Consider the following 20,624-nt stretch of genomic DNA (forward strand, 5'->3'; position numbering starts at 1 on the left):
TTTATTTTTGGTAAAATTCATTCCTGACTTTTTAAATAATTATAAATTCCAAGCAATATAGCCAATGCCACTGCCTTGATATTTCTAGGTTCTTGGTAATAATCCCCTTCATCAACATGGGTAACAAAGCCGGTTTCTATTAAAATTGCCGGGCAAAAGCCCATCGTTTCCCTTTGTACTTGAAAATTGCCCACCTTTACCCCTCTTTCCCTAATGCCCAGTTTGCGTCCGCTCTCACCTAAAATGGACATGGCCAACTGCACCGAGGATTCCGTGTGCGGATTAACCTTATCTGCTATAAAAATTTCCATTCCATAGGCTCCTGTGATGGCCGCATTACAGTGTAAAGAAATGAACAAATCGCTCTTTAAGGCCCTGGCCAACATCGCCCTATCTGATAATGATATCAATGTGTCCTTGTACCTGGTCATATAAACCTCTATCCTGTCATCCAATATTAGGTGGTTGTGGTTTAGGATTTCCTTGGCAATTTTTAAAACTACCTCCTTTTCAAGGACCCCATGGACACCTATGGCACCGGTATCCTTACCTCCATGGCCGGGATCGATGACCACAATCTTTTTTGGCTGCTCTACTTGACAAAAACTGAAGCACATTTTTAATATCAAGAGCCAAAATATGACGCTTTTGCAACTTGCCCTACTCCCGATTTTCAAGGTTATCAACATATCAGTTTCAAATTACAATTCAAATTCATGTTAATTGACATCAAAACACATTAAAACTAATCATTTAATATTTTATTCACAAAATATTGATTGTCAGTAATTTATATATAAATATAAACTATTTTTCATGTATCAAAAAGTCTAATAACTAAATCTGAACAACATGAAAAAATTATACTATCAGGTTGGCCTTACCTTACTGATTTACAATCCTATTTTCGCTCAAATTGGTGGAATTGAAGAATCGGTCAATGACGTATCCGATACCATCCGTACCGTTTTCCCCATTATTCTGGGAGTGATTTTTCTTATAGGTTTTCTCTTTAACGCGGGACACTTTTTTGGAGAAAACGCCGATCTCAAAAAAGGTATAACACGGGTTCTTGTATTTGTACTTATTGCCGGTGCAGTTGTTGGAATCTTCACCTATCTCATCGGAATTGTTGTCTAATGAAAAAGTACATGGTATATAGGAACATTCGTAAAAAGGCCATGATAATGGGACTCCCCCTTATGATGTTCGCACTTCAGATGACTTCCGTTATAAGTTCCTTGATGTTCATCATCTTTTCTTTCAGTTTAGGGGCGATTATTTCGGCTATCATTTTCAACATTCTGCTTTTTGTATGTCTCTCCTTTTGCCATAATAACCCGACCGTATTCCATTTGAAAAAAGTGTTTCCACACACTATTAACAATAAAAGAGCAAGTCACCTGCACTATGAAGACAATTAACTTATCCGAATTTTATCCTATAATGGATATTCAAGGAAATGTCATTTTTGCCAATAATGGCAACTTGGTCCAGTGCTATTCCGTGGGGTATCCGGAGATCTATTCCTTGTCGGAGAAGGATTTTGAGGAAATTCATGGGTCTTGGTTTCAAGCCTTTAAGGCGCTACCCGTGGGTACCATCGTGCATAAACAAGATGTTTATAGAAAGGCCGGATATTCAGCCGAAAATTTGCCCAATGAAAGTTTTCTTCAGCAAGCCACTTACCACTACTTTAAGGGACGGGAATATTTGGACCATTCTTCCTTTCTCTTTTTTGTTCTTCCGCTAAAGAAAACGTTCAATACTACAAAATACGTCAACCCCTTTCGCAAAGTGGATAAGGGTATTCATAGGCAAATGGACCATTGCTCACGCGAATTTGTCAATGCGGTAAATGATGCCGTGTCCTTTATCAATAATAGCAGAAAAATAACCCTTGCACCAATGTGCGAGGATAGTATCCTGGAATCGACCAATAATTACTTCAATGGTTATAACCATGGATTTGACACAGATATCCAAATGAATAAAAAGTGTTTGGAGATCGGTGACCATGATTTTGACGTCATGGCCATCAATAGCGAACTCTGCTTTGGCGATATGCTACAAAGCAGTAGGCCCAATGACAAGTTCACCTCCGATGATTTTGTATTTCATCAAGGATTTATAGATGGTTTGGGACTCAACTTACATGAAAACCATATCGTCAATCAAATCATTTATCTGGACGATAAATATAAATGGCGGAAATATCTAGAGAAAAGTATTGAGGAACTTAATAAGAGTTCCAATTTTGGAACTCAAAATAAGGTCGTTTTAAAAAAAATAGAGGATATTCTGGCAAAGATCCATGATGATGAAAGTTCTAGAATAGTCCGAGGACATCTCAATATAGTTTTTTGGGGAGAGGGAACACAAGAATTGGGCAGGATTGCCACCAAGATCAAAACAGAGTTCAAGGAATTGGACATCGTTCCCTATTATCCTAAAGGTGAAGAACGGAAGCATTATTTTCTTAACAGCTTTTGTTGCTTTACCTCCAACTTCTCCAACGGGGATCTGTACGTAGCCGATCTAAAGCATGCCCTTTGCCTATACATTAACAATAGTGTATATATTTCCGATAGTAAAGGTGTTGTCTTTAACGATAGGCAATACAACATCCCAATTTTAAAGGATGTTTGGGATGAAGCCAGAAAGCGCATAAAGGCACGCAACTTTGCTATTTTTGCACCTACTGGGGAAGGTAAATCCTTTTTGGCCAATAACATTCTGCGCCAATATTTCGAAAGTGGAGTACGCCTAGTGGTCATCGACCTGGGAGGTTCCTATGATAAATTTGCCAAGCTCTACCCCAATGACCATATTGTTCTTAGGTATGTACAAGGGAAAAACCTGGGTATAAACCCATTCTACATTAGTGATAAAGCCGACCTTACTCCAGAACGGCTGGAAGATCTTACCATTTTTATTTTGGAGCTTTTGGCCACGGGTAATGAAACCAGCAAGGCACAGGAGGTAGCCGTTAAAAAGGTCCTGTTGTCTTATTATTCCAAGTGCACAACTGGCCATTCACTGGCTTCACTGTACCAGTATGTAGATGACCATAAAGATTCATTGGTCACAGACCTCCAGATTCGTGAAATGCATTTTAGCGTCTATGACTTCCTTCACATTCTTTCGGAATATGTGGAAAATGGTATATATAGTTTTCTGTTCAATACAAACACGGACCAAACCTATAAATTGGAGGACAAACGACTGATCGTTTTTGAACTTGACGAGGTAAAGGATAATAAGGAAATTCTCTCCGTTATGTTGAAATTGATCAAATCGGCCATTCAAAGAACGATTTGGAGGAACAAGGCGGAAAAGGGCATCATCCTTTTTGATGAGTTTGCCAAACAGTTAAAATTTAAGAACGTTCTGGAAAGTGTGGAATTCTATTACCAGGCCATACGTAAACAAAACGGGGCTATTGGTATCATCCTTCAATCCATCAACCAACTGCCCAATAATTCTACATCCGCAAGTATCCTTGAAAACACTCAGGTCATCTATAGCCTAAGGAATGAAAAGGGATATGATGAACTGGTCAACAGGCTCCATCTTTCCTCACATGATCTTAACCAATTAAAATCCATAAGGAACCAGTTAAAAGGGGAACGTAAATACACGGAAATGTTTATCAAAATCGGGAAGGATAGCAACATATTTCGATTGGAAGTTCCGCCAGAAGTCCATGCCGCTTACCTAACCGATGGTGAAGAGAATGAAACCATTATGGCCCTCTATAGAAAATACGGGGATATGCAGACCGCCATTACGCAGTTTGTAGCGCAACAAACGAATCCTCCCAATAAACGTAACATTTAAACCTATATACTATGAAACTTTTTAACTATAAATTATTGTTGGCCCTGACCCTGTCCTTGGTTGTTAAAAGCAACGCGATGGCCCAGGGCATGCCGGTATATGACAATACCAATTTCATCTCCTTTATGAAATCGCTGTTGGAATCAGGGAAACAGACCGCAGAACTGTTGAAAACTGTAAAATTCTTAAAAGAACAGAAGGAGAATATTGATAAGGTCAATAGTGTAATCAAACAATTGAATGCGGTAAAGGAATTGGCCAAGAACAATCAGCGACTTTATGATATGGTGCAGGAGGATCTAAGGCAGATCCTAAATTCCCCATATATACGGCCCGAAGAAGTTGGCCGAATCTCAGATTCCTTTCAGGGAATAATTGAAAATTCCATGATGTCCATGGACTATATCGATCAAGTACTGTCTAGTGATAATTTGAAAATGACCGATGCCGAACGCACGGCCATTCTCAAGGAAAAGGAACTGCAATCCATAGAAATGGTGGCCGAGATCGAGGCCAAGACCAGGCGCTATAGAGAGATAATCGCCTTTAGGCAAATGCAGGATAAAATCAATAACAGGGAAATCAACTACTAATGTCGGGGATATTTTTGGGAATAGGGCTTGATTATGTGGATACGGTCTTTCAGACCATTAAAAACAGTAGCTTTTCACAGATGGCCATTACCGGGATGAAGGCCCTGGCCGTCGTCCTATTTCTGATCAATATCATTAAGAAATACAATGAGGGCGTGGCCAACAATGAAGGTTATTCTTGGGGATTGACCCCTGGTGAATTGGCCAAGAACTTTGCGGTAGTCGTGCTGGCCATTTTTTCTACGGAGGTGCTATCCGCATTCGATACCATTCTAGTAGCTATAGAAACCCAGTTTAGGGACACAGCTCCGGTACTCCTACCCTTACAGCTACAGGATTTGGATATCGAACAGGATGTGGGCGCCATCGACGCTGCCAAAAAAGCGTTGGCCCTACTCTACGAGGCCTTGGTAACTCCACTGTTCGGACTGAAAATATTGTCGTTTATCATAGGCTTGATCCTTTGGCTATTGGACCTCTTTATCTATCCTCTTTTTTTGGCCCAACGATTTTTTTTGTTGGGAATCATGCAAGCCTTTTTTCCATTGGTCATTAGCTTGGCCGTGTTTGAAAAGTTTCGCTCCATGGCCTATAATTTTTTTAGATTGTATGCAGGGGTCTATATGCTGGTCCCGGCATTTTTTCTGGTCAATGTATTTATCAATAATTTCTATACCGAGGTGAACCTTAATTTTTGGTCCAACCTTTTTGGTACCGATTGGGGCAGTCAAACTTTCGCACCCGTTATACAACTTGGTTCCATCGGGTTCATTGTCCTATTAAAATTCACTTTGTACCGTAGGGCAATAACCTTTACCCTTAAGCTCTTTAATGTCTCCTAACCCTTTAATCCCTAGAACAATATGAAAACACCTTACAACAACATCTACAAGGTACTGGGACAGAATCGATTTATAGTCCTGTCCATTATTATTGCGGCAACTACCATAAGTGCCATTGCGCTCCTCTTGGTACTGAAACTCCATAATGACGCCTTGAACAACGCTTTTATGGTCAATGCTGATGGCCAGGTCATTCCTCTAAAATTGGTCGATCAAAAGGAGAATCTCGAGGTAGAGGCCCTAGCACATTTGGAATTGTTCCATGACTATTTCTACGGCATCGATCCGAGTAACTATGAGAGCAATTTGGAAAAAGCCCTTTGGTTGGGCAATAGCAGTGTGGCTGATTTGTACCGTCAGAAAAAAGTAGACGGGGTATATAACCGATTGCTGCAATATTCCCTGGTACAAAAGGTGCTTGCCATAAAATCCAAAATTGTCCTGGACAAGGAGCCATATCTTTTTGAAACTAAAACAATATTTGAGATCAATAGGGGCTTATCCACCGACATCTATGAATTGACCACTACCGGTAAACTCCTTAGGGTGGACAGGAACTTTCCCAAAAACACCCATGGGTTCATGATTACCGATTTCTTTGAAAATACACTACGAAAATTAGATAAATATGAAAAATGAAAAGAACAAAATTGTGTTTACCTCCATTCTACTCTGTATACTACTTTTTATTACGGCATATGCTGTACTCGTTTTGGACGACGAACAAGGACAGGAACTGGAGGCCGATCAAATACCTGTACCTGAAATAATGAACGAACAGAAGATATATGATTCCAAATTGGATGCCATAAATGATATGAAGACGGCGAGACCTACCCTCGCTCCTAGTGTCTACGATGAAGACCTGTTGGACTCCACCGGCCTATACGACCCTGAATTGCTAGACAAGAAAAAAATGCAATTGGTGGACAGTATTTATAAACAGGGACAGATGCGATATTCAAAAAGGACCGGTAAAACCCTGAATGGTGATACGCTTTCCCGATCCCAGTCCAGGCATATAAAGACCGAGAAGACAGAGGAATATATTGGGGAGAAGGAAACCGAGGTGGCATCCCAAACTCTTGCCCTGGAGCACCAGCTTTTTTTTGCTTCCCACCCCATTGAGATAGTTGGCTCCGGGAATTCCGATCCAATTATCATGGTCCGTGTGGACGGCGATCAAACTGTTAAGGCGGACCAACGTTTAAGAATGCGTCTACTAAAGGATGCCAAGATCAACAATGTATTGATTCCCAAAAATACACGTATCTACGGATTTGTAAGTTTTAAGCCGAACAGGACCTTGATTCGAATTGAAAATATTGATCACCTACCAGTCAAGTTCAAAGCCTACGACCTTGAGGATGGATCTGAAGGAATTTATTTGAGGAACAATTTTAGGGCCGAAGCAACCAATGAAGTGGTGAACGATATCGTCGACGATATAAATATTACCGGAATGCCACAAATTAAGGGAGTTCGAAAAGTGTTCCAACGTAACCGAAGGAGCTTTCGGGCGAGCATATCCGACAATTATAAGCTCATCTTAAAATACGATAGAAACAATCTTAAAATTAATCTACAATGAAAACCACAATCGTCTCAATAGTTTTCTCCCTCAGCCTAGGGATGTCGGCACAACAGCCTTTGGATACACTTTATGCCAATGAACAAAAAAATGTGGCCCTCTTTTTTCCAGAGCCGGTTCGCCAGGGTATCACCGGGGCACCCCATTTTGTGTTCACATATAACAGGGAATCACAACAACATTTTGGGCTATTGCAGGCACATCCCGGTCCTGAAAGTAATCTGTTGGTAGTTACTTCCAACGGGCAACTCTATTCATACATTTTAAAATACAAGCCTGATTTGACCCAGCTGAATTATTTTGTTGCGGAAAAGCAGAGCATCGGAAATGAAATCCCGATAAAGGAGGTCAGCGATCAAAAGGAACAAAAAGTCGATTCCCTGGGCAGAACCTTAGCGTATTTAAAAAGGGCATCCGATGCCGTACTCAAGTCCCAAACGGAAAAGGTGGCATCGATACGGGTCCAGGACATACAATTGAAATTATTTCGGCCGGTCTATTATGGCTCGGAAGTGTTTCTTAAGATGGTGGTGAAAAATGCATCGGGAATCGATTTTGAAATCGATTATCTTAATGTGTATACCCTAAATGGTACCGATCGGCGCCAATCTTCCTTTCAAAATTTGCCGTTGAAGACCCTTTTCACCTATGGGCTGCCTAAGGCTATCAAAAATGGGGAGACCAGGTCGTTTGTATATGTCCTGCCCAAGTTTGTTTTGACCTCATCGGAAAAATTGATTCTTGAACTTAGGGAACTTAAAGGAAGTAGAACCCTGCTATTGCAATCAAAACTACAGTGATCGGATCGTACCCAAATCAAATATTAAGGAGCTTTCAGACCAGGTTTGTCAGGATTCCAATATCCTAACAATCAGACCTATTTGCATTTAAATCCATCTGCCGAGTTCCTTTCGGTTGGATGATGGTATCGACCACTTCCGGATATAGGTATTTTCCAAGACCTTCTTTTGAATTCCATAGTTGTCGCCGTTTCTTTTTTCGAAGGCAAAACAACAACATTTTTGGATGTCCACACTGCATAAAGCCAGCGCTCCTCCCCCTACTGTTTATAAGTGTTCCCATCCAAAAATATTGTAATCCATCAAGCAACAAAAAAAGGTAACGACGACGGCTCTATGGAAAGTAAATCAAAATATCGAATTATGGAATCATACCAAATATCCCAAAATGGAAGTGATCAATACCAAACCAGAGAAAACCGGCATGCCGGAAAAAAAAAGGAAAACACTCTGGATATAGTAAGTAAATCTGTCAATCAAAATATTGTAAATCAAATGTTTAACCTTAATTTTTTTAATCATGGGAATTATTAGAAACAATGTTCAATTAATCGGTAATGTAGGACAGGAACCAACAATTGCCAATCTTGAAAATGGTAAAAAGGTCGCTCGGTTTTCTTTGGCGACAAACGTTTTCTTCAAAAACTCAAAAGGCGAAAATCAAAAGGAAACCAATTGGCACAATATCGTTGCCTGGGGAAAGACCGCCGAAATCGTAGAAAAGTACGCCTCCAAAGGAAAGGAAATTGCAGTAACGGGGAAACTTAAAACACGTTCCTATTCCACTGATGATGGTGTTCAGCGCTTTGTCACCGAAGTGGAAGCTAGGGAAATACTGCTTATGGGAAGTAAGTAATCAACAAAAAAGAGGGTATCGCCCGAAATACCGATCCCTCTTTTAATATTAATTCTAATCATTTGATTATGAGATACAAAGTTAATGAAATTCAGATTAGTTACAAAGGAGAAATTCGCTCTCCTTTCTGGCAAATAATTGGATGCTCCAAAGATGCCGCAAACATTTTATACGAGCAGTGGAACAAGAACACCATCGCGGTTCAGGAATGCTTTAAGGTGGTATTGCTCAACAATAGCAACAAGGTGAAGGGTATCTACAATCTTTCACAAGGTGGTATTACCGGTACCTTGGTAGACCTAAGGATTCTCTTTGCCGTCGCCCTTAAATCGCTTTCGGTGGCGATTATCCTCAGTCATAACCACCCCAGCGGAAAATTGAAGGCAAGCGAGGCGGATATACAATTGACCTATAAAATCAAAAAGGCCGCGGAACTTTTGGATATTAAAGTACTGGACCATTTGATTATTGCACCAGATGGGGGTTACCTCAGTTTTTCGGATAACGGTCTTATCTGATAAGACCGGAACATTCCAATTTGTTATATCAATGACAATAGGACCCTTACATTTTGTACAGGGTCCTTTTTGTAACTGGCTTTTTTCTGGGCCAGTTTTTTCATTTCGATTTTTTTGATATCAGAACAGAGTATTTGACCTTATTCCTTATTTCCTTTTTATATGGGAATAGTTTAACTTTTATAAACGTAAAACCGGCCATTATTGACTAGTTGGTAGCAATGCATAGGGAGCATTTCTTCTGATCTTTTCGGCAGTTGGTTCGAATTTTTGTATCCCCAGGGCGTACAAAAAGGAGAAGCAAGAGGATAACACGCCAAGGCAGTGTTATTATAGTTAATATTTTGATAATCAATCAAATAACTGATTTAAATTAAATCAAAGCCTTAATGTTTAATGTAAATACTTTGGGAGCCCCCGTTAATGAACAGATTTTTACAGTAAATGGAACCTCTTCATAATAAAACATACCACTTTTCAGCAATCAGCATCAAAACAGGTATTGCCGCCCGATTTAGGAAGTTTTCCAAAAAAGTAGGTCGTTCCCATTCCGAAGCCCTGGAATCCATGATGAACTTTTTTGAATGGAACGACATATCCCCCAATGCTTCCCTAGGTCCCAATATGACCAGTATGGAGAACCGGCTCAAAAAACGCATAAACGCCCTGGTGGCCATCATTAAGAATATAGAAAAGAACCAGACCAAACCGACCAACGCCATGCTGGAACTGCTCTTTCAGGAAGATAAGGGACGATTAAATGAAAATCAAGAAGAGATCATTTTTGAAGCTCCTCCCCTGATCACAGAAAATGAGGAACTGGAATATTACCGCAAACAATATGACCAAATGCGGGAGCAATTCCAATTGGTCAAAACGGACCTGCAAAAATTGTGCGACGCCATCGTTTTTGTCAAGGGCAGTTTTGGAAGCGGATATTTGAAGCTGCAGATGACCCAAGAGGAATTCAAGAATTTCATCAATAGTTCACCATATGTACATCACCATAACAAAACAAAGAATGGACGGTAATTTTGGCCAGAGTGTGGCCGATTTCGTGGCATACCTGGAAAAGGAAAATGAACAAAGGTCCATAGACGATCAGGAACACTTCTTTAACCAATTCGATTCAATGGTGCCTACCGATGAAGTTGTCCGGGAAATCGACGGGAATACTGCAAAACTCAAAAGGAATGAACCCAAGTTCTATTCCATTACCGTGAATCCAAGTGCCTATGAACTGAAGCGTTTGCAAAACAGCTCCGAAGATCTTAAACGTTACACCATTGAACTTATGAAAGAGTATGCCGCCTGCTTTAACCGGGAAATTGACGGAAGAGCAGTATCCCTGGACGATATTAAATTCTTTGCCAAAATAGAACATCAACGCACTTTTAAAGGTACGGACTGGCAGGTAAGGGAAAATCAACCCTACGCCACAAAATTATTGGAGCTTAAAAACCAAATTGGAAGGATTGAACAAGGAAAGGCCCAGGGCAACATCCGCAATCTAAACAAACAAATATCCCGATTGGAAAAGGAGGCACCTCACCAACAGAACGGGAAACGAATCGTACAGGGCATGTCCAAGGAAGGACCCCAAACCCATGTACATATTATTGTGAGCCGTAAGGATATGTCCAATAAATATAGCCTTTCCCCAGGGAGCAAATACAAAAATTCTGAAACCGTCTTTAATGGTAAATCCATAAAACGCGGCTTTGATAGGGATAGGTTCTACACCGTTTCCGAAAAGACTTTCGATAAACTTTTTGGTTACCACCGCAACTATGCAGAAACCTATCAGGCCAGAAAAACATTTATCAATAACCCCAAACTCTATTTCTCTACCCTGTCCGGACTTCCTACCAACGAAAAAAGCATCGCTTTTAATATCCTGCGGAAGGCTGGTGTGGATTATTCCATGTTGAACATTCCTACCAATAAAGTTCAACTGGCTCTTAAGACCATACAAAGGTTGAAGCGCGGACTTGACAAGGCCATTCAGTCTGGCACCATTGGCATATGACCACGGAATGGGCACATATTGTTCTTGTGATTGTTATACCCATACTTTTTATTTCCACCTTCCTCTATGTCTATTTGGACAAAAGGACGGGACCTAAGGATGAAAAATATCAGGTCCATTTTAGGCTACGGCAGGGTAAATTTAATATCGACAATATAAAACGTGGGGCATCCGTGATCGGTTCGGCAGGAAGCGGAAAGACCGAAAGTGTCATCTACAATTTTCTTCAGCATTTTAGCGCAAATAACTTTTGTGGCATCCTTCACGACTATAAGAATTTCGAACTTACTGAAATGGCCTATCCCCTATTTAAGGACAATCATAAAGTAAAATTCTATACCATAGCCTTCGATCAGATCCATTATCGGGTGAATCCCATCGCTCCCAGATATCTCCACAATGAGGAAAGTGTCAACGAAATTTCAAAAGTATTGATGGAAAACCTTTTGGAAATGAACGAATCCAATACCAATAGCACCACAAAATTTTTTAACGATGCCGTGGAAGGCCTGATGGCCGGCTTGATCTGGAAACTCAAAACTTCCTATCCTAAGTTTTGTAGCCTGCCACACCTAATAGCCATTTTTCAATCCATGGACACCAGAACCATGGCAGCTTTTCTAAACTCGGACCTGACCTCAAAAGCTATGGCCAGTGCCTTTGTCAATGGGTTGGATTCGGAAAGACAGACGGCCGGAGTAAGGAGTACCTTGGCCAACGCCCTAAAAAAAATCAGTTCACAACAATTGTTTATGGTACTGTCCAAGGATGAAGTGCCTCTCAATATAAACAGCAATGCAAACCCGGCCGTGATTTCCTTAGTGAACCACCCCAAATATGAATCGGCCTTTTCCCCTATCATCGCAGCAGTAATGCATACTGTAATCAAAGAAATGAGCGTAAGGGGCCAGCGACCGTCCTTCCTAACCATGGAAGAGGCCCCTACCATAAGATTGCCCAATATGCACCGTATCCCAGCTACCCTACGTAGTTATGATATCGCAACAGTTTATGTTATGCAGGATAAGGTGCAAAATGATATCCTTTATGGCGATAAGGTAGGTAAGGCCATTTTGAGCAACCTATCCTATCAGTTTTTTGGCAAGGTCAATGACCCGGATACCGCCAAATACTATGAACGCTTTTTTGAAATCGTCCGTAAGGAGACCACCAGTGTCAACCGTGGACATAACCTCAATTTTGATACCCGCATTACCACAGGGGAAAAGGAAGTTGCCAAAAGACGTGCGGATATGTTCTTTAGGCTTCAACAAGGCGAATTTATTGCCTTTGCAGATGGAAGGGACAAAAAACTGCAGTTCAAACTACAGAACATTAAAAAAGAAGTTCCGCCCAAACCTAATTTCTTTTCCCAGGAAGATTTGAGAATTAATTTTGAAAGGATTTATAGAGAGGTTAAAACTATAACAGGCATTATCATATAGTTGTTAAAGGTACCTTAAGGATATTGCAGTTTTTAAAACAACCTTCTATTCTGTATTCCGTCATAATTGGTATATTATTTAAGTTTATGTGGTTAGTTCAATTGGCCATTTTTTTAGAATATCAATAACATATCAAGGTGTCCTCAATCCATGACGAATAGGAAACTGGCAAAATATCCTACCAAGAAACAGGAAACAACCCCTGTGGCAGAATACACCAATATATGAACGGGCTCAGTAATTTCGACATAAACTTGAACCATGATACTGACCATAATACCTATTAAAACACCTTTTGAATTACCCCTTTTTGTGAAAATTCCTAGTAGAAAAACTCCGCCTAAACTTCCTATGACCAATCCTAAAACCTTTTGAAATTCATCCCAGAGCGATTTTATATCCATTGTTGCCATCATAACGGCAAAAATGGTCCCAATAATTCCGATTATTAATGTTGCTTTCCTCGCCAGTTTAAATTCATGGGCCTTCTTATTCCATCCAAATCGAAAATGGATATCAGTAGCATATGACGTTGCAGCAGAATTCATACTACTGCTCAAACTACTCATAGCCGTAGCAAATTTTGCTGCAATCAATAATCCAGAAATACCAGTTGGTAACTCCGAAACAATATACCAGGGGAATATGGCATCATTGTTTTCAAAAGTAGGATTAAGCTGGTTAGGATAATTTTTAAAAAAAGCGAATAAAGTAGTACCCACAAAAAAGAAAAACAGAGTGGCCGGTATGGTCAATACGGCATTGGTCCATACACTTTTTTGGGCCTCTTTTTGAGTTTTGGTGGTCAAGAATTAAACAAAATCTAAGTAAAGCAAATAATAAGCCCTTGGAATACGAATGGTCGATAAATTCAATTATTTAGGAAGAATTTCAATTGGCCAGGTACAGATTCTATTTCCAAGGTTTGTCCAATATAATCATCTACCAGTTGATCATCATAATGCATTTTGACAGCCTCACATTCAATCTGCAATTTTTTTACACTATAGGTTTTTACAAAATTTTTTAAATTTAGACTTTCGGTATTGTTATAGGAATTATTGGTTAGGTAATCCAATAGATCCTGCCGATATTGTTCATCAACTAAAATCAACTCCAAATAGCCATCACCCGGATTCGCACTAGGTGCTATATGTAGGTTGGGACCTAAGAATGGAATGTTCATCACTTCAACCAGTAAAAAATATCCAGTAATTATTTGTCCATCTACTTTCAAGGTGGCTTTTACCGCCTTAATTTTTCTGATAATTTCTTGTAATTTATCAACGGCTTGTTTTAACTCGTAATACGGAACGTCTTTTTCTGATTTTTTTTCCATTTCAAATATCAGTTCGGGAAACATACCGAATCCTGCACTTTCAAAAAATAGCTGGTCCTTCGGCAAACCTTTCACTCTTCCGTAATCGACCTTCATTAATCCATCTGCGCCTAAATTCTGGATTGTTTTTGCGATATTGTTGGCGGTACCAAAAGGTATTAGATATATAGGTATTTGACTATCTGGCATTTTATTCACTAAAGCTTCAGCTAACTTATGTACGGTTCCGTCCCCTCCAGCTACAAAAATGGCATCCAGTTCGTATGGCTTAAAATTCTTCAAAAAGTGTTTTTTTTTGGTGGATATATAATCTACACGGTAACCTGCTCTTTTAACAATTTTTTTTACCACTTTTTTACTGTGAGTGCCATCTCCTGCTGTAGGATTATGAAAAATCTGTGCTTTTTTCATTCGTTTAAATTTCATAATATTCAAATCATCTGATTCTTTTTATATAAATATAGTAGTTCGTAAATTCAATTTGAATGAGTCATTGCTTTCGAGTCAATAATTTTTTTTTAAGAACAAAATTCATGGAATTGATTGACCGAGATTTACAGATGTTGTCCCTTAAAATGACTTATAATGGTATAATTAATTAAGAAATTAACTATAATATCATGAAAATACTGGTTACGAATGATGATGGAATTTATAGTCCGGGTTTGTTATGTTTAGCCAATGTTGCCAAAGCCTTTGGAGAGGTTATCGTAATGGCTCCGGATATTGAGCAATCTTCCATGGGGCAGGCTATTACCTCAGGTAAACCAATTAGCTTTAAAAAATCACCGATTCACTTTGAAGGTCTGGAAGCTTTTCGTGTAAACGGAACACCTGCGGATTGCGTAGCTCTAGGTGTCCATTTGTTCCAAGGTATAGATTTGGTTCTTTCAGGTATCAATATAGGGGCCAATCTTGGCAATTCAGCATGGCACTCCGGTACGCTCTCAGCAGCACGACAGGCAGTTTTATTTGGCTTACGTGGTATAGCTTTAAGTGTATCCGTGGGGGTCGAGGACACCGATTTTGATGAATTGGAGCCTTATGTAATTGATGCACTTAATGAAGTGATAAAAGCTAAGGATTTGAAGTTATTGAATATTAACTTTCCTCGGAATCCCTTCGGAGAAATAATATGGACTAGCCAGTCAGTTAGACAATACGATGGTAAAATTATTGCTAATAAAGATCCAATGGGGAGACACCAGTACTGGTTTACCGTTATTCCCTTAGAGCCGGAGGACGAAGGTTCGGATCGATGGGCTGTTAAACAAGGAAAAACTAGTATTACTCCTATGATTTTGGACCTGACCGATAAAAATTACCTGTTTCAACGAACTCAAAATGAAGATTGAGTTTTGACGTGAAATTATATAATTCAATATGGAACGTAAATTCCAAAGCGGTTACTTCCCCTCAAAACCATGCCTGATATGGGACGGAAAGTGTGGTTTTTGTAAATTTTGGATTGTTAGATGGAAAATATTAACCCGAGAAACTATTGACTATGTCACTTATCAAAGCATTTATTTCGTTATCCCAGATATATCGGAGGAAGCATTTGGCCAGGCCATACATTTGATAGAACCAGATGGAAGGGTTTATAAGGGAGCAGAAGCCGCTTATCGCACATTATTCTATTCCAATAAGTGGAATTTTCTCTACCATTACTACCAGAAGTTTTATTTATTCCAAACAATTAGCGAAATAGGTTATAAGTTTGTGAGTAATCATCGTCCGTTGTTATTTAAGGTAACCAAAATTTTATTTGGGAAAAACCCGGCCCGACTGCGGCATTATTGGTTAATTTATTTGATGGTCATTCTTTTCTCAACCTTTTTATTTTAAACTTAATACCTCCTTCCGGAACACTAATTTAGAAATTCGATTAGTTATAATACATCCAGTGCAACGGTAAGGAATAATTCAAATACCGTTGATTAAGCCAAATATGGACTTCATGTATTCTTAAGTCCTGACGCAATACATTCGTTGAAAATAGAAAGGCTCCATTTCTGAAGCCCTTCTGAACTAATCGAACTATAACCAATCAAACTATAATTCAACAAATATTATAAGAATTATTTTTTGTGGAATCTGTTAGTGATACCTGTGATATTTTGTCCGGGAAAGACCCGCTGTGCTTTCCGCTAAGATAGCACCTGTCACATTAACTTCTTTTAATAATTCTATATCTAAAGTTAAATTGAATTGATGATAGGATTTAACGTATTTGAAAAACAATTTAACTCATTAGAATTGTGCATATGCTTAGGTCGATAGCGTTTAAAATTCCTTATTTTGAGCTAAAGTATATTTCTTTTTCTCTATATTTTGAGTACATATACGTAAACTTTTAATTCGCATTATATGTTATACGAAATTAGTAAAATAAACCAACATTCTAACTAATGTTAAAGCGGGTATTAGGAAAACACCGAGCGCTTATATGTGTTGGACTGTGTAAGTTTTTCAAAGTCCAGTAAAAAGGGTTATACCTACTTACCGTATGAATTTGGAAATCGAAAATAAAAATGTCCAATTGCAAAAAGTTTGAATAGAATTTTGCATTTTTTTAAGGACTTTATTGGGTGTTCTTCTACCATGAAAAAAATGTCGGAAAATAGTAGCTTACTATCCATGACTTCAAGGAAGTCAATTGAATATATAAGTAATAATTTTAAAACATCAATGTTATGATTTCAAAGTATGAAAGTTGTATAAAAGCTTGTCAGCAATGTCTTGTCGACTGTCAGAACTGTCTAATTCAAATGTCGGGAAAAGAAAGTATGAATGATTGTCCGAAATGCTGTCAGCAGTGTTTGGATATCTGTTTGTTGTGTATTAAATATATGGTTGCCGATAGTCCTTATACAAAAGAGGCTTGTCTGTTGTGTGCAGAGGTATGCACTTGGTGTGCAAAGCAATGCAGACAACATGAACATGATCATTGTAAAGTATGCGCAGCCGCCTGTTTGACTTGTGCAGAAGAATGTCGAAAACTTGTTGCCTAAAAATATCAGTTGGCAACTGTTAAGTGTTTAATAATATTAATAAGATGAAAGAGAAAAATTATACCAAGGATGGGCAAGGACTTAGTAAATTGCGCACCCTGTTGAAAGGACCGAAAACCGTGTTGATGGCAACGGCTTTGGAAAAAATTCCATTTTCCGTATGTCCAATGACTATCCAACAAATGGATGAACAAGGGGATTTATGGATGTTCACGACTCGAGATAGTGATAATTTCAGTCAAATAGAAAACGATAATAGAATTCAGATACTATATGGTGATGAATTAAACCAAAAATATATTTCTTTATTTGGAAATGCAACGCATATTGTCGATCTGCCCAAAGTTGATGAACTCTGGAACGATAGTTTAAACAAATGGTTCGATGGACAAGGAGACCCTAATTTGGTATTGTTGAACATCAATATCGAAAGTGCGTACTACTGGGAAAATGGAATTGAGGTGCCCTTATCGTCAATGAGACATGGCGATGAAAATTTTGCTTCTGAAACTCCTGGTAAAAAAGGTCATATTGATTTACAAAATCATTAAAGTGCGATTATTTAATTTTTGTGAACTCTGTTTTAATTCGGTGCCGCTTTATAACTATAGATTGATCTAGTGGGTAAACATATTAGTTTCAGGAATCTTCCACCAGCTAAGTCATATAACTTGTTCTGTGCTGGTTGATGTCTACAAATTAATAAGTAGAAAACTAAAAATTGACCACAATGGCAATGGCATTTTTGGTATTCAACCTTAATTATTTTCTATAAATGCCATGACTCTGGCCAAACCCAAATTAATATCAATCCCACCACAATCGAAATCCCAAATGAAAGAGCTATATATTTTGTTAGCCGTGCACTTCCAAGAACAGCTGCCATAATTCCCTTAAACAATAAATTGGAAAGTGTGGCAATTAAAATTAGTCTCCACCCTTTAGTCGTAGTCAAACCATCATTTTTCATTAATTGGGAAAGTGACAAAGTAATTGCATCGACATCGGTGAGTCCACTAATTATTGCAACAGCGTAAAGTGCTTGTTCACCAAACTCTTTATTCGTAAAAGCCACCGCCATTAAAATTAAGCCGTAAAGTAAGCCAAAGATTAAAGCGCTTTTAAATTGTGCAGGATTTTTTGGTTCTGGCATCTCTTCCTGTTCCCCATTTTTTTTAATCCAATAAAAAAGTAGTCCACAAAGACAGCCCATGATGATAAATTGTACTACAAGGGGAAGTATTATGCGATGTAATTTATCCGGAATAATTAACCCTGCCTCAATAAGTACTCTAACCAAAGCAATGGCGGAAGCTGTCGTAATTACAAAGGCGGCCATAATATCAATATTCTTCGAGTCCTTCGTTTTTCTTGCATAACTTACCGTAGTTGCCGTACTGCTTATTAACCCACCTAAAATTCCATTCGATATGGTACCAGTACTTTTCCCAACAAATTTGTAAATAAAATATCCCACTACACTTAGTCCTACAATTAATACTACCATCAACCATATGTTATACGGATTCAACACATCCAATGGTCCATATGTTTGGTTGGGTAAAATCGGAAGTACAATTAAGGAAATTCCAGCAAAGGTCATAATAGCATTTAGGTCTTTGTCCTTTAACTTGTCGATAAAATCATGTAATCGTTGCTTTGCGTACAACAAGATGGACATGGCACCACCGACAATTACCCCTAAGACCCTATCACCCATTACTAGATATCCACTAATGGCAAACATCAATAATGCCGCCACTTCAGTAGTCTGACCTACGTCATTGTTCCCCTCTTTCCTATTAATATTGTTGGCTGTCACCATTAAGGCAGCAATGGCTATACCGAAAACCGGTAAAATATATGGATTGTTATAATCACGGGATAATAGTCCGCTTACCGCACCCAAAATTGAGATTAAGGTGAATGTACGTACACCGGCCATTTTGGTATCGGCGTGCTGGCGCTGAAGACCTACCAATAAACCTAGACCAAAAGCAATTCCCAAAGTAGTTAAATCATCGTAATTCATATTTTAGAATATATTATTGACATCTATTATATTTTGATAGAATGATTTCTTGTTCATACTCACTTAGCCCCCTTCGTTATTTTCAATAACACCATAATGGTTTTTGTTTTGAACGTACAGGCCAACAACAGTGAAAATTAAATCGAGAATTTATTGTGGATTGATCTAATTCCATAAAAAATTAACTTGTAAGAATGTTAGTTATAGAAAGGCATAAGAAGTAGAGTCCTCGTTGGTACGCCTAGATAATAATTACAATGCTCCTAAATTGAGGCTTTAAAAAAGTAATATCCATTATGATTGATACAGTTCACTATAGTCTCAAATGAACAACTCAATCTTGTCCAATTGAATTAATTTCAAACCAAGTTTTTAATAGGAACATTTATATAATATATAATTGAACAAATTTAAAATACCATGAAATTAAAAGACAAAAAAGTAGCTATACTAGCAACGGACGGATTTGAAAAATCAGAACTCTTTAGGCCTTTGGAGGCACTAAAAATTGAAGGGGCAACCGTGCATATTGTCTCTAATAAGTTGGGGAAAATAAAAAGTTGGGACAAAACCAACTGGGGGGATTCCATAAAGGTCGATAAAAATTTGGATGAAGTCAATACTTCCGTTTATAATGCTTTGGTCTTACCTGGCGGTGTTTTGAATCCGGACACTCTCCGTACAGATGAGAAAGCCCTAAATTTTATACGGTCATTCTTCGAAGACAACAAGCCAGTTGGTGCTATATGTCATGCACCTTGGCTACTAATCAGTGCAGGAGTTATAGGAAATCGTCAAATAACCTCTTACAAGAGTATCAAGGATGACGTTATTAACTCGGGTGCAGATTGGGTAGATATGGAAGTCGTTGTCGATCAGGGTCTTGTAACAAGTAGAAATCCTAAAGATCTACCAGCTTTTTGCGGAAAGCTTATTGAAGAAATAATGGAAGGAAAACACGTACATCAACATGCTTAGCGATTGCACATTTCCTTTTTTTAAATGGATAATGGAATCCGTCTAACAAAGTCCGGTATAAGAGCGGAAACACATGAATTGGTAAGAATTCGTAAGACTTGATCAAATAATTAATAAATAACACTTTTGAAAAAATGAAAACAAAAAGATTTTCTTTGGATAGACACGGTTTACTAAAATTAAAAACCTTGTTGAATATGCCCAAATACGTAACAATGACCAGTGGACTTGAAAAGTTACCCTACTCTGTGTGTCCCATGACATTGCAGCATATGGACGAGCAAGGTAATCTTTGGTTTATAACTTCAAAACTGAATGCAATTTGCACAACAATTCAGTTTGACAATAGGGTCCAGGTTATATATAACGATCCCAACAGCCATAATTGCATCACTATATTTGGGACTGCAGAACCCGTCAATGATACTGATAAGATGTCAGAATTATGGATTCCACTAATGTATGCATGGTTTAAAGTAAAAGATAATTCTGAACTAATGTTAGTGCGCCTTAAAATTGAAACAGCTGATTATTGGGACAATCAAAATAACAAGTTGGTCTCATTTTTTATGAACTCTCAATCTAGATTCGATCATGGTGATAAACCAGTGATCGGATCAAATCAGCTCAATTCCTTAGAGCTTCAATGATTGGGGAACTTTTGAAGATTTAACTGTTAAAGTACCATAAATTGCCGGGTTTACCGGCATTTTTTGTTCACTTACATTCCGTATTTTACAATATGAG

General features: G+C 38.5%; 22 protein-coding genes. 18 read left to right on the forward strand and 4 right to left on the reverse strand.

From position 1 onward, the window contains the following. Nucleotides 1–17: 17 nt before the first annotated feature. Complete coding sequence (locus KO529_RS13940; protein ID WP_252734400.1) at nt 18–617, reverse strand: N-acetylmuramoyl-L-alanine amidase family protein; 600 nt, start codon at nt 615–617, stop codon at nt 18–20. Between the two features lie 235 nt (nt 618–852). Here KO529_RS13940 and KO529_RS13945 point away from each other — a divergent pair, with 235 nt between their 5' ends. The 12 genes from KO529_RS13945 to KO529_RS14000 all read left to right on the forward strand — a co-directional run bounded on the left by KO529_RS13945 (nt 853) and on the right by KO529_RS14000 (nt 12,514). After that, complete coding sequence (locus KO529_RS13945; RefSeq protein WP_215948473.1) at nt 853–1,140, forward strand: hypothetical protein; 288 nt, start codon at nt 853–855, stop codon at nt 1,138–1,140. Between the two features lie 270 nt (nt 1,141–1,410). Continuing rightward, nucleotides 1,411–3,840 (forward strand): TraG family conjugative transposon ATPase, encoded by a 2,430-nt coding sequence (locus KO529_RS13950; protein WP_215948474.1) that lies wholly within the window; start codon nt 1,411–1,413, stop codon nt 3,838–3,840. An 11-nt stretch (nt 3,841–3,851) separates the two neighbouring features. Beyond that, the gene (locus tag KO529_RS13955) at nt 3,852–4,433 is read left to right on the forward strand and encodes a conjugal transfer protein (RefSeq protein ID WP_085500890.1); all 582 of its coding nucleotides are present in this window, start codon (nt 3,852–3,854) and stop codon (nt 4,431–4,433) included. Beyond that, nucleotides 4,433–5,275: a hypothetical protein gene (locus tag KO529_RS13960; RefSeq protein ID WP_215948475.1), complete on the forward strand. Its 843-nt coding sequence runs from the start codon at nt 4,433–4,435 to the stop codon at nt 5,273–5,275. The genes KO529_RS13955 and KO529_RS13960 overlap by 1 nt, the downstream gene beginning before the upstream one ends. 21 nt (nt 5,276–5,296) lie before the next feature. After that, on the forward strand, nt 5,297–5,914 hold the full coding sequence (locus KO529_RS13965; protein ID WP_215948476.1) for a conjugal transfer protein TraK: 618 nt from the start codon (nt 5,297–5,299) through the stop codon (nt 5,912–5,914). After that, on the forward strand, nt 5,904–6,866 hold the full coding sequence (gene traM, locus KO529_RS13970; RefSeq protein WP_215948477.1) for a conjugative transposon protein TraM: 963 nt from the start codon (nt 5,904–5,906) through the stop codon (nt 6,864–6,866). The genes KO529_RS13965 and traM overlap by 11 nt, the downstream gene beginning before the upstream one ends. Continuing rightward, on the forward strand, nt 6,863–7,666 hold the full coding sequence (locus KO529_RS13975) for a DUF4138 domain-containing protein (RefSeq protein WP_215948478.1): 804 nt from the start codon (nt 6,863–6,865) through the stop codon (nt 7,664–7,666). The genes traM and KO529_RS13975 overlap by 4 nt, the downstream gene beginning before the upstream one ends. A gap of 520 nt (nt 7,667–8,186) precedes the next feature. Next, nucleotides 8,187–8,522 (forward strand): single-stranded DNA-binding protein, encoded by a 336-nt coding sequence (locus KO529_RS13980; protein ID WP_215948479.1) that lies wholly within the window; start codon nt 8,187–8,189, stop codon nt 8,520–8,522. Between the two features lie 68 nt (nt 8,523–8,590). Next, on the forward strand, nt 8,591–9,040 hold the full coding sequence (locus KO529_RS13985; protein WP_215948480.1) for a JAB domain-containing protein: 450 nt from the start codon (nt 8,591–8,593) through the stop codon (nt 9,038–9,040). 444 nt (nt 9,041–9,484) lie between these two features. Beyond that, on the forward strand, nt 9,485–10,072 hold the full coding sequence (locus KO529_RS13990) for a BfmA/BtgA family mobilization protein (protein WP_215948481.1): 588 nt from the start codon (nt 9,485–9,487) through the stop codon (nt 10,070–10,072). Next, on the forward strand, nt 10,035–11,069 hold the full coding sequence (gene mobB / locus KO529_RS13995) for a MobB family relaxase (RefSeq protein ID WP_215948482.1): 1,035 nt from the start codon (nt 10,035–10,037) through the stop codon (nt 11,067–11,069). Before KO529_RS13990 ends, mobB begins: the two co-directional genes overlap by 38 nt. Further along, nucleotides 11,066–12,514 carry a type IV secretory system conjugative DNA transfer family protein gene (locus KO529_RS14000; protein ID WP_215948483.1) on the forward strand — a complete coding sequence of 483 codons (1,449 nt, stop codon included), beginning with the start codon at nt 11,066–11,068 and terminating at the stop codon, nt 12,512–12,514. The genes mobB and KO529_RS14000 overlap by 4 nt, the downstream gene beginning before the upstream one ends. A gap of 143 nt (nt 12,515–12,657) precedes the next feature. On the opposite strand, the gene KO529_RS14005 is transcribed toward KO529_RS14000, so the two are convergent. Continuing rightward, nucleotides 12,658–13,323 (reverse strand): sodium:solute symporter family transporter, encoded by a 666-nt coding sequence (locus tag KO529_RS14005; protein WP_215948484.1) that lies wholly within the window; start codon nt 13,321–13,323, stop codon nt 12,658–12,660. A 62-nt stretch (nt 13,324–13,385) separates the two neighbouring features. After that, nucleotides 13,386–14,264 carry a diacylglycerol/lipid kinase family protein gene (locus tag KO529_RS14010; RefSeq protein WP_215948485.1) on the reverse strand — a complete coding sequence of 293 codons (879 nt, stop codon included), beginning with the start codon at nt 14,262–14,264 and terminating at the stop codon, nt 13,386–13,388. Nucleotides 14,265–14,473: 209 nt separating this feature from the next. Here KO529_RS14010 and surE point away from each other — a divergent pair, with 209 nt between their 5' ends. From surE to KO529_RS14030, 4 genes are all read left to right on the forward strand, one after another. Then, a complete protein-coding gene (gene surE, locus KO529_RS14015; protein WP_215948486.1) occupies nt 14,474–15,208 on the forward strand; it encodes a 5'/3'-nucleotidase SurE in 735 nt (244 codons plus the stop codon). Between the two features lie 28 nt (nt 15,209–15,236). Next, nucleotides 15,237–15,701 (forward strand): thiol-disulfide oxidoreductase DCC family protein, encoded by a 465-nt coding sequence (locus KO529_RS14020; RefSeq protein WP_215948487.1) that lies wholly within the window; start codon nt 15,237–15,239, stop codon nt 15,699–15,701. Nucleotides 15,702–16,705: 1,004 nt separating this feature from the next. Further along, the gene (locus KO529_RS23500; RefSeq protein ID WP_252734419.1) at nt 16,706–16,867 is read left to right on the forward strand and encodes a four-helix bundle copper-binding protein; all 162 of its coding nucleotides are present in this window, start codon (nt 16,706–16,708) and stop codon (nt 16,865–16,867) included. Between the two features lie 44 nt (nt 16,868–16,911). Continuing rightward, entirely contained in the window at nt 16,912–17,418 is a 507-nt protein-coding gene (locus tag KO529_RS14030) for a pyridoxamine 5'-phosphate oxidase family protein (RefSeq protein ID WP_215948488.1), read from the forward strand. A 218-nt stretch (nt 17,419–17,636) separates the two neighbouring features. Here KO529_RS14030 and KO529_RS14035 read toward each other — a convergent pair whose 3' ends face one another. Continuing rightward, the gene (locus tag KO529_RS14035; protein ID WP_215948489.1) at nt 17,637–18,899 is read right to left on the reverse strand and encodes an MgtC/SapB family protein; all 1,263 of its coding nucleotides are present in this window, start codon (nt 18,897–18,899) and stop codon (nt 17,637–17,639) included. Nucleotides 18,900–19,319: 420 nt separating this feature from the next. Here KO529_RS14035 and KO529_RS14040 point away from each other — a divergent pair, with 420 nt between their 5' ends. Beyond that, on the forward strand, nt 19,320–19,877 hold the full coding sequence (locus tag KO529_RS14040; protein WP_215948490.1) for a type 1 glutamine amidotransferase domain-containing protein: 558 nt from the start codon (nt 19,320–19,322) through the stop codon (nt 19,875–19,877). 134 nt (nt 19,878–20,011) lie between these two features. Further along, complete coding sequence (locus KO529_RS14045) at nt 20,012–20,527, forward strand: pyridoxamine 5'-phosphate oxidase family protein (RefSeq protein ID WP_215948491.1); 516 nt, start codon at nt 20,012–20,014, stop codon at nt 20,525–20,527. Nucleotides 20,528–20,624: the final 97 nt, after the last annotated feature.

This window comes from Arenibacter algicola, assembly GCF_018860365.1.
Classification (GTDB): domain Bacteria; phylum Bacteroidota; class Bacteroidia; order Flavobacteriales; family Flavobacteriaceae; genus Arenibacter; species Arenibacter algicola_B.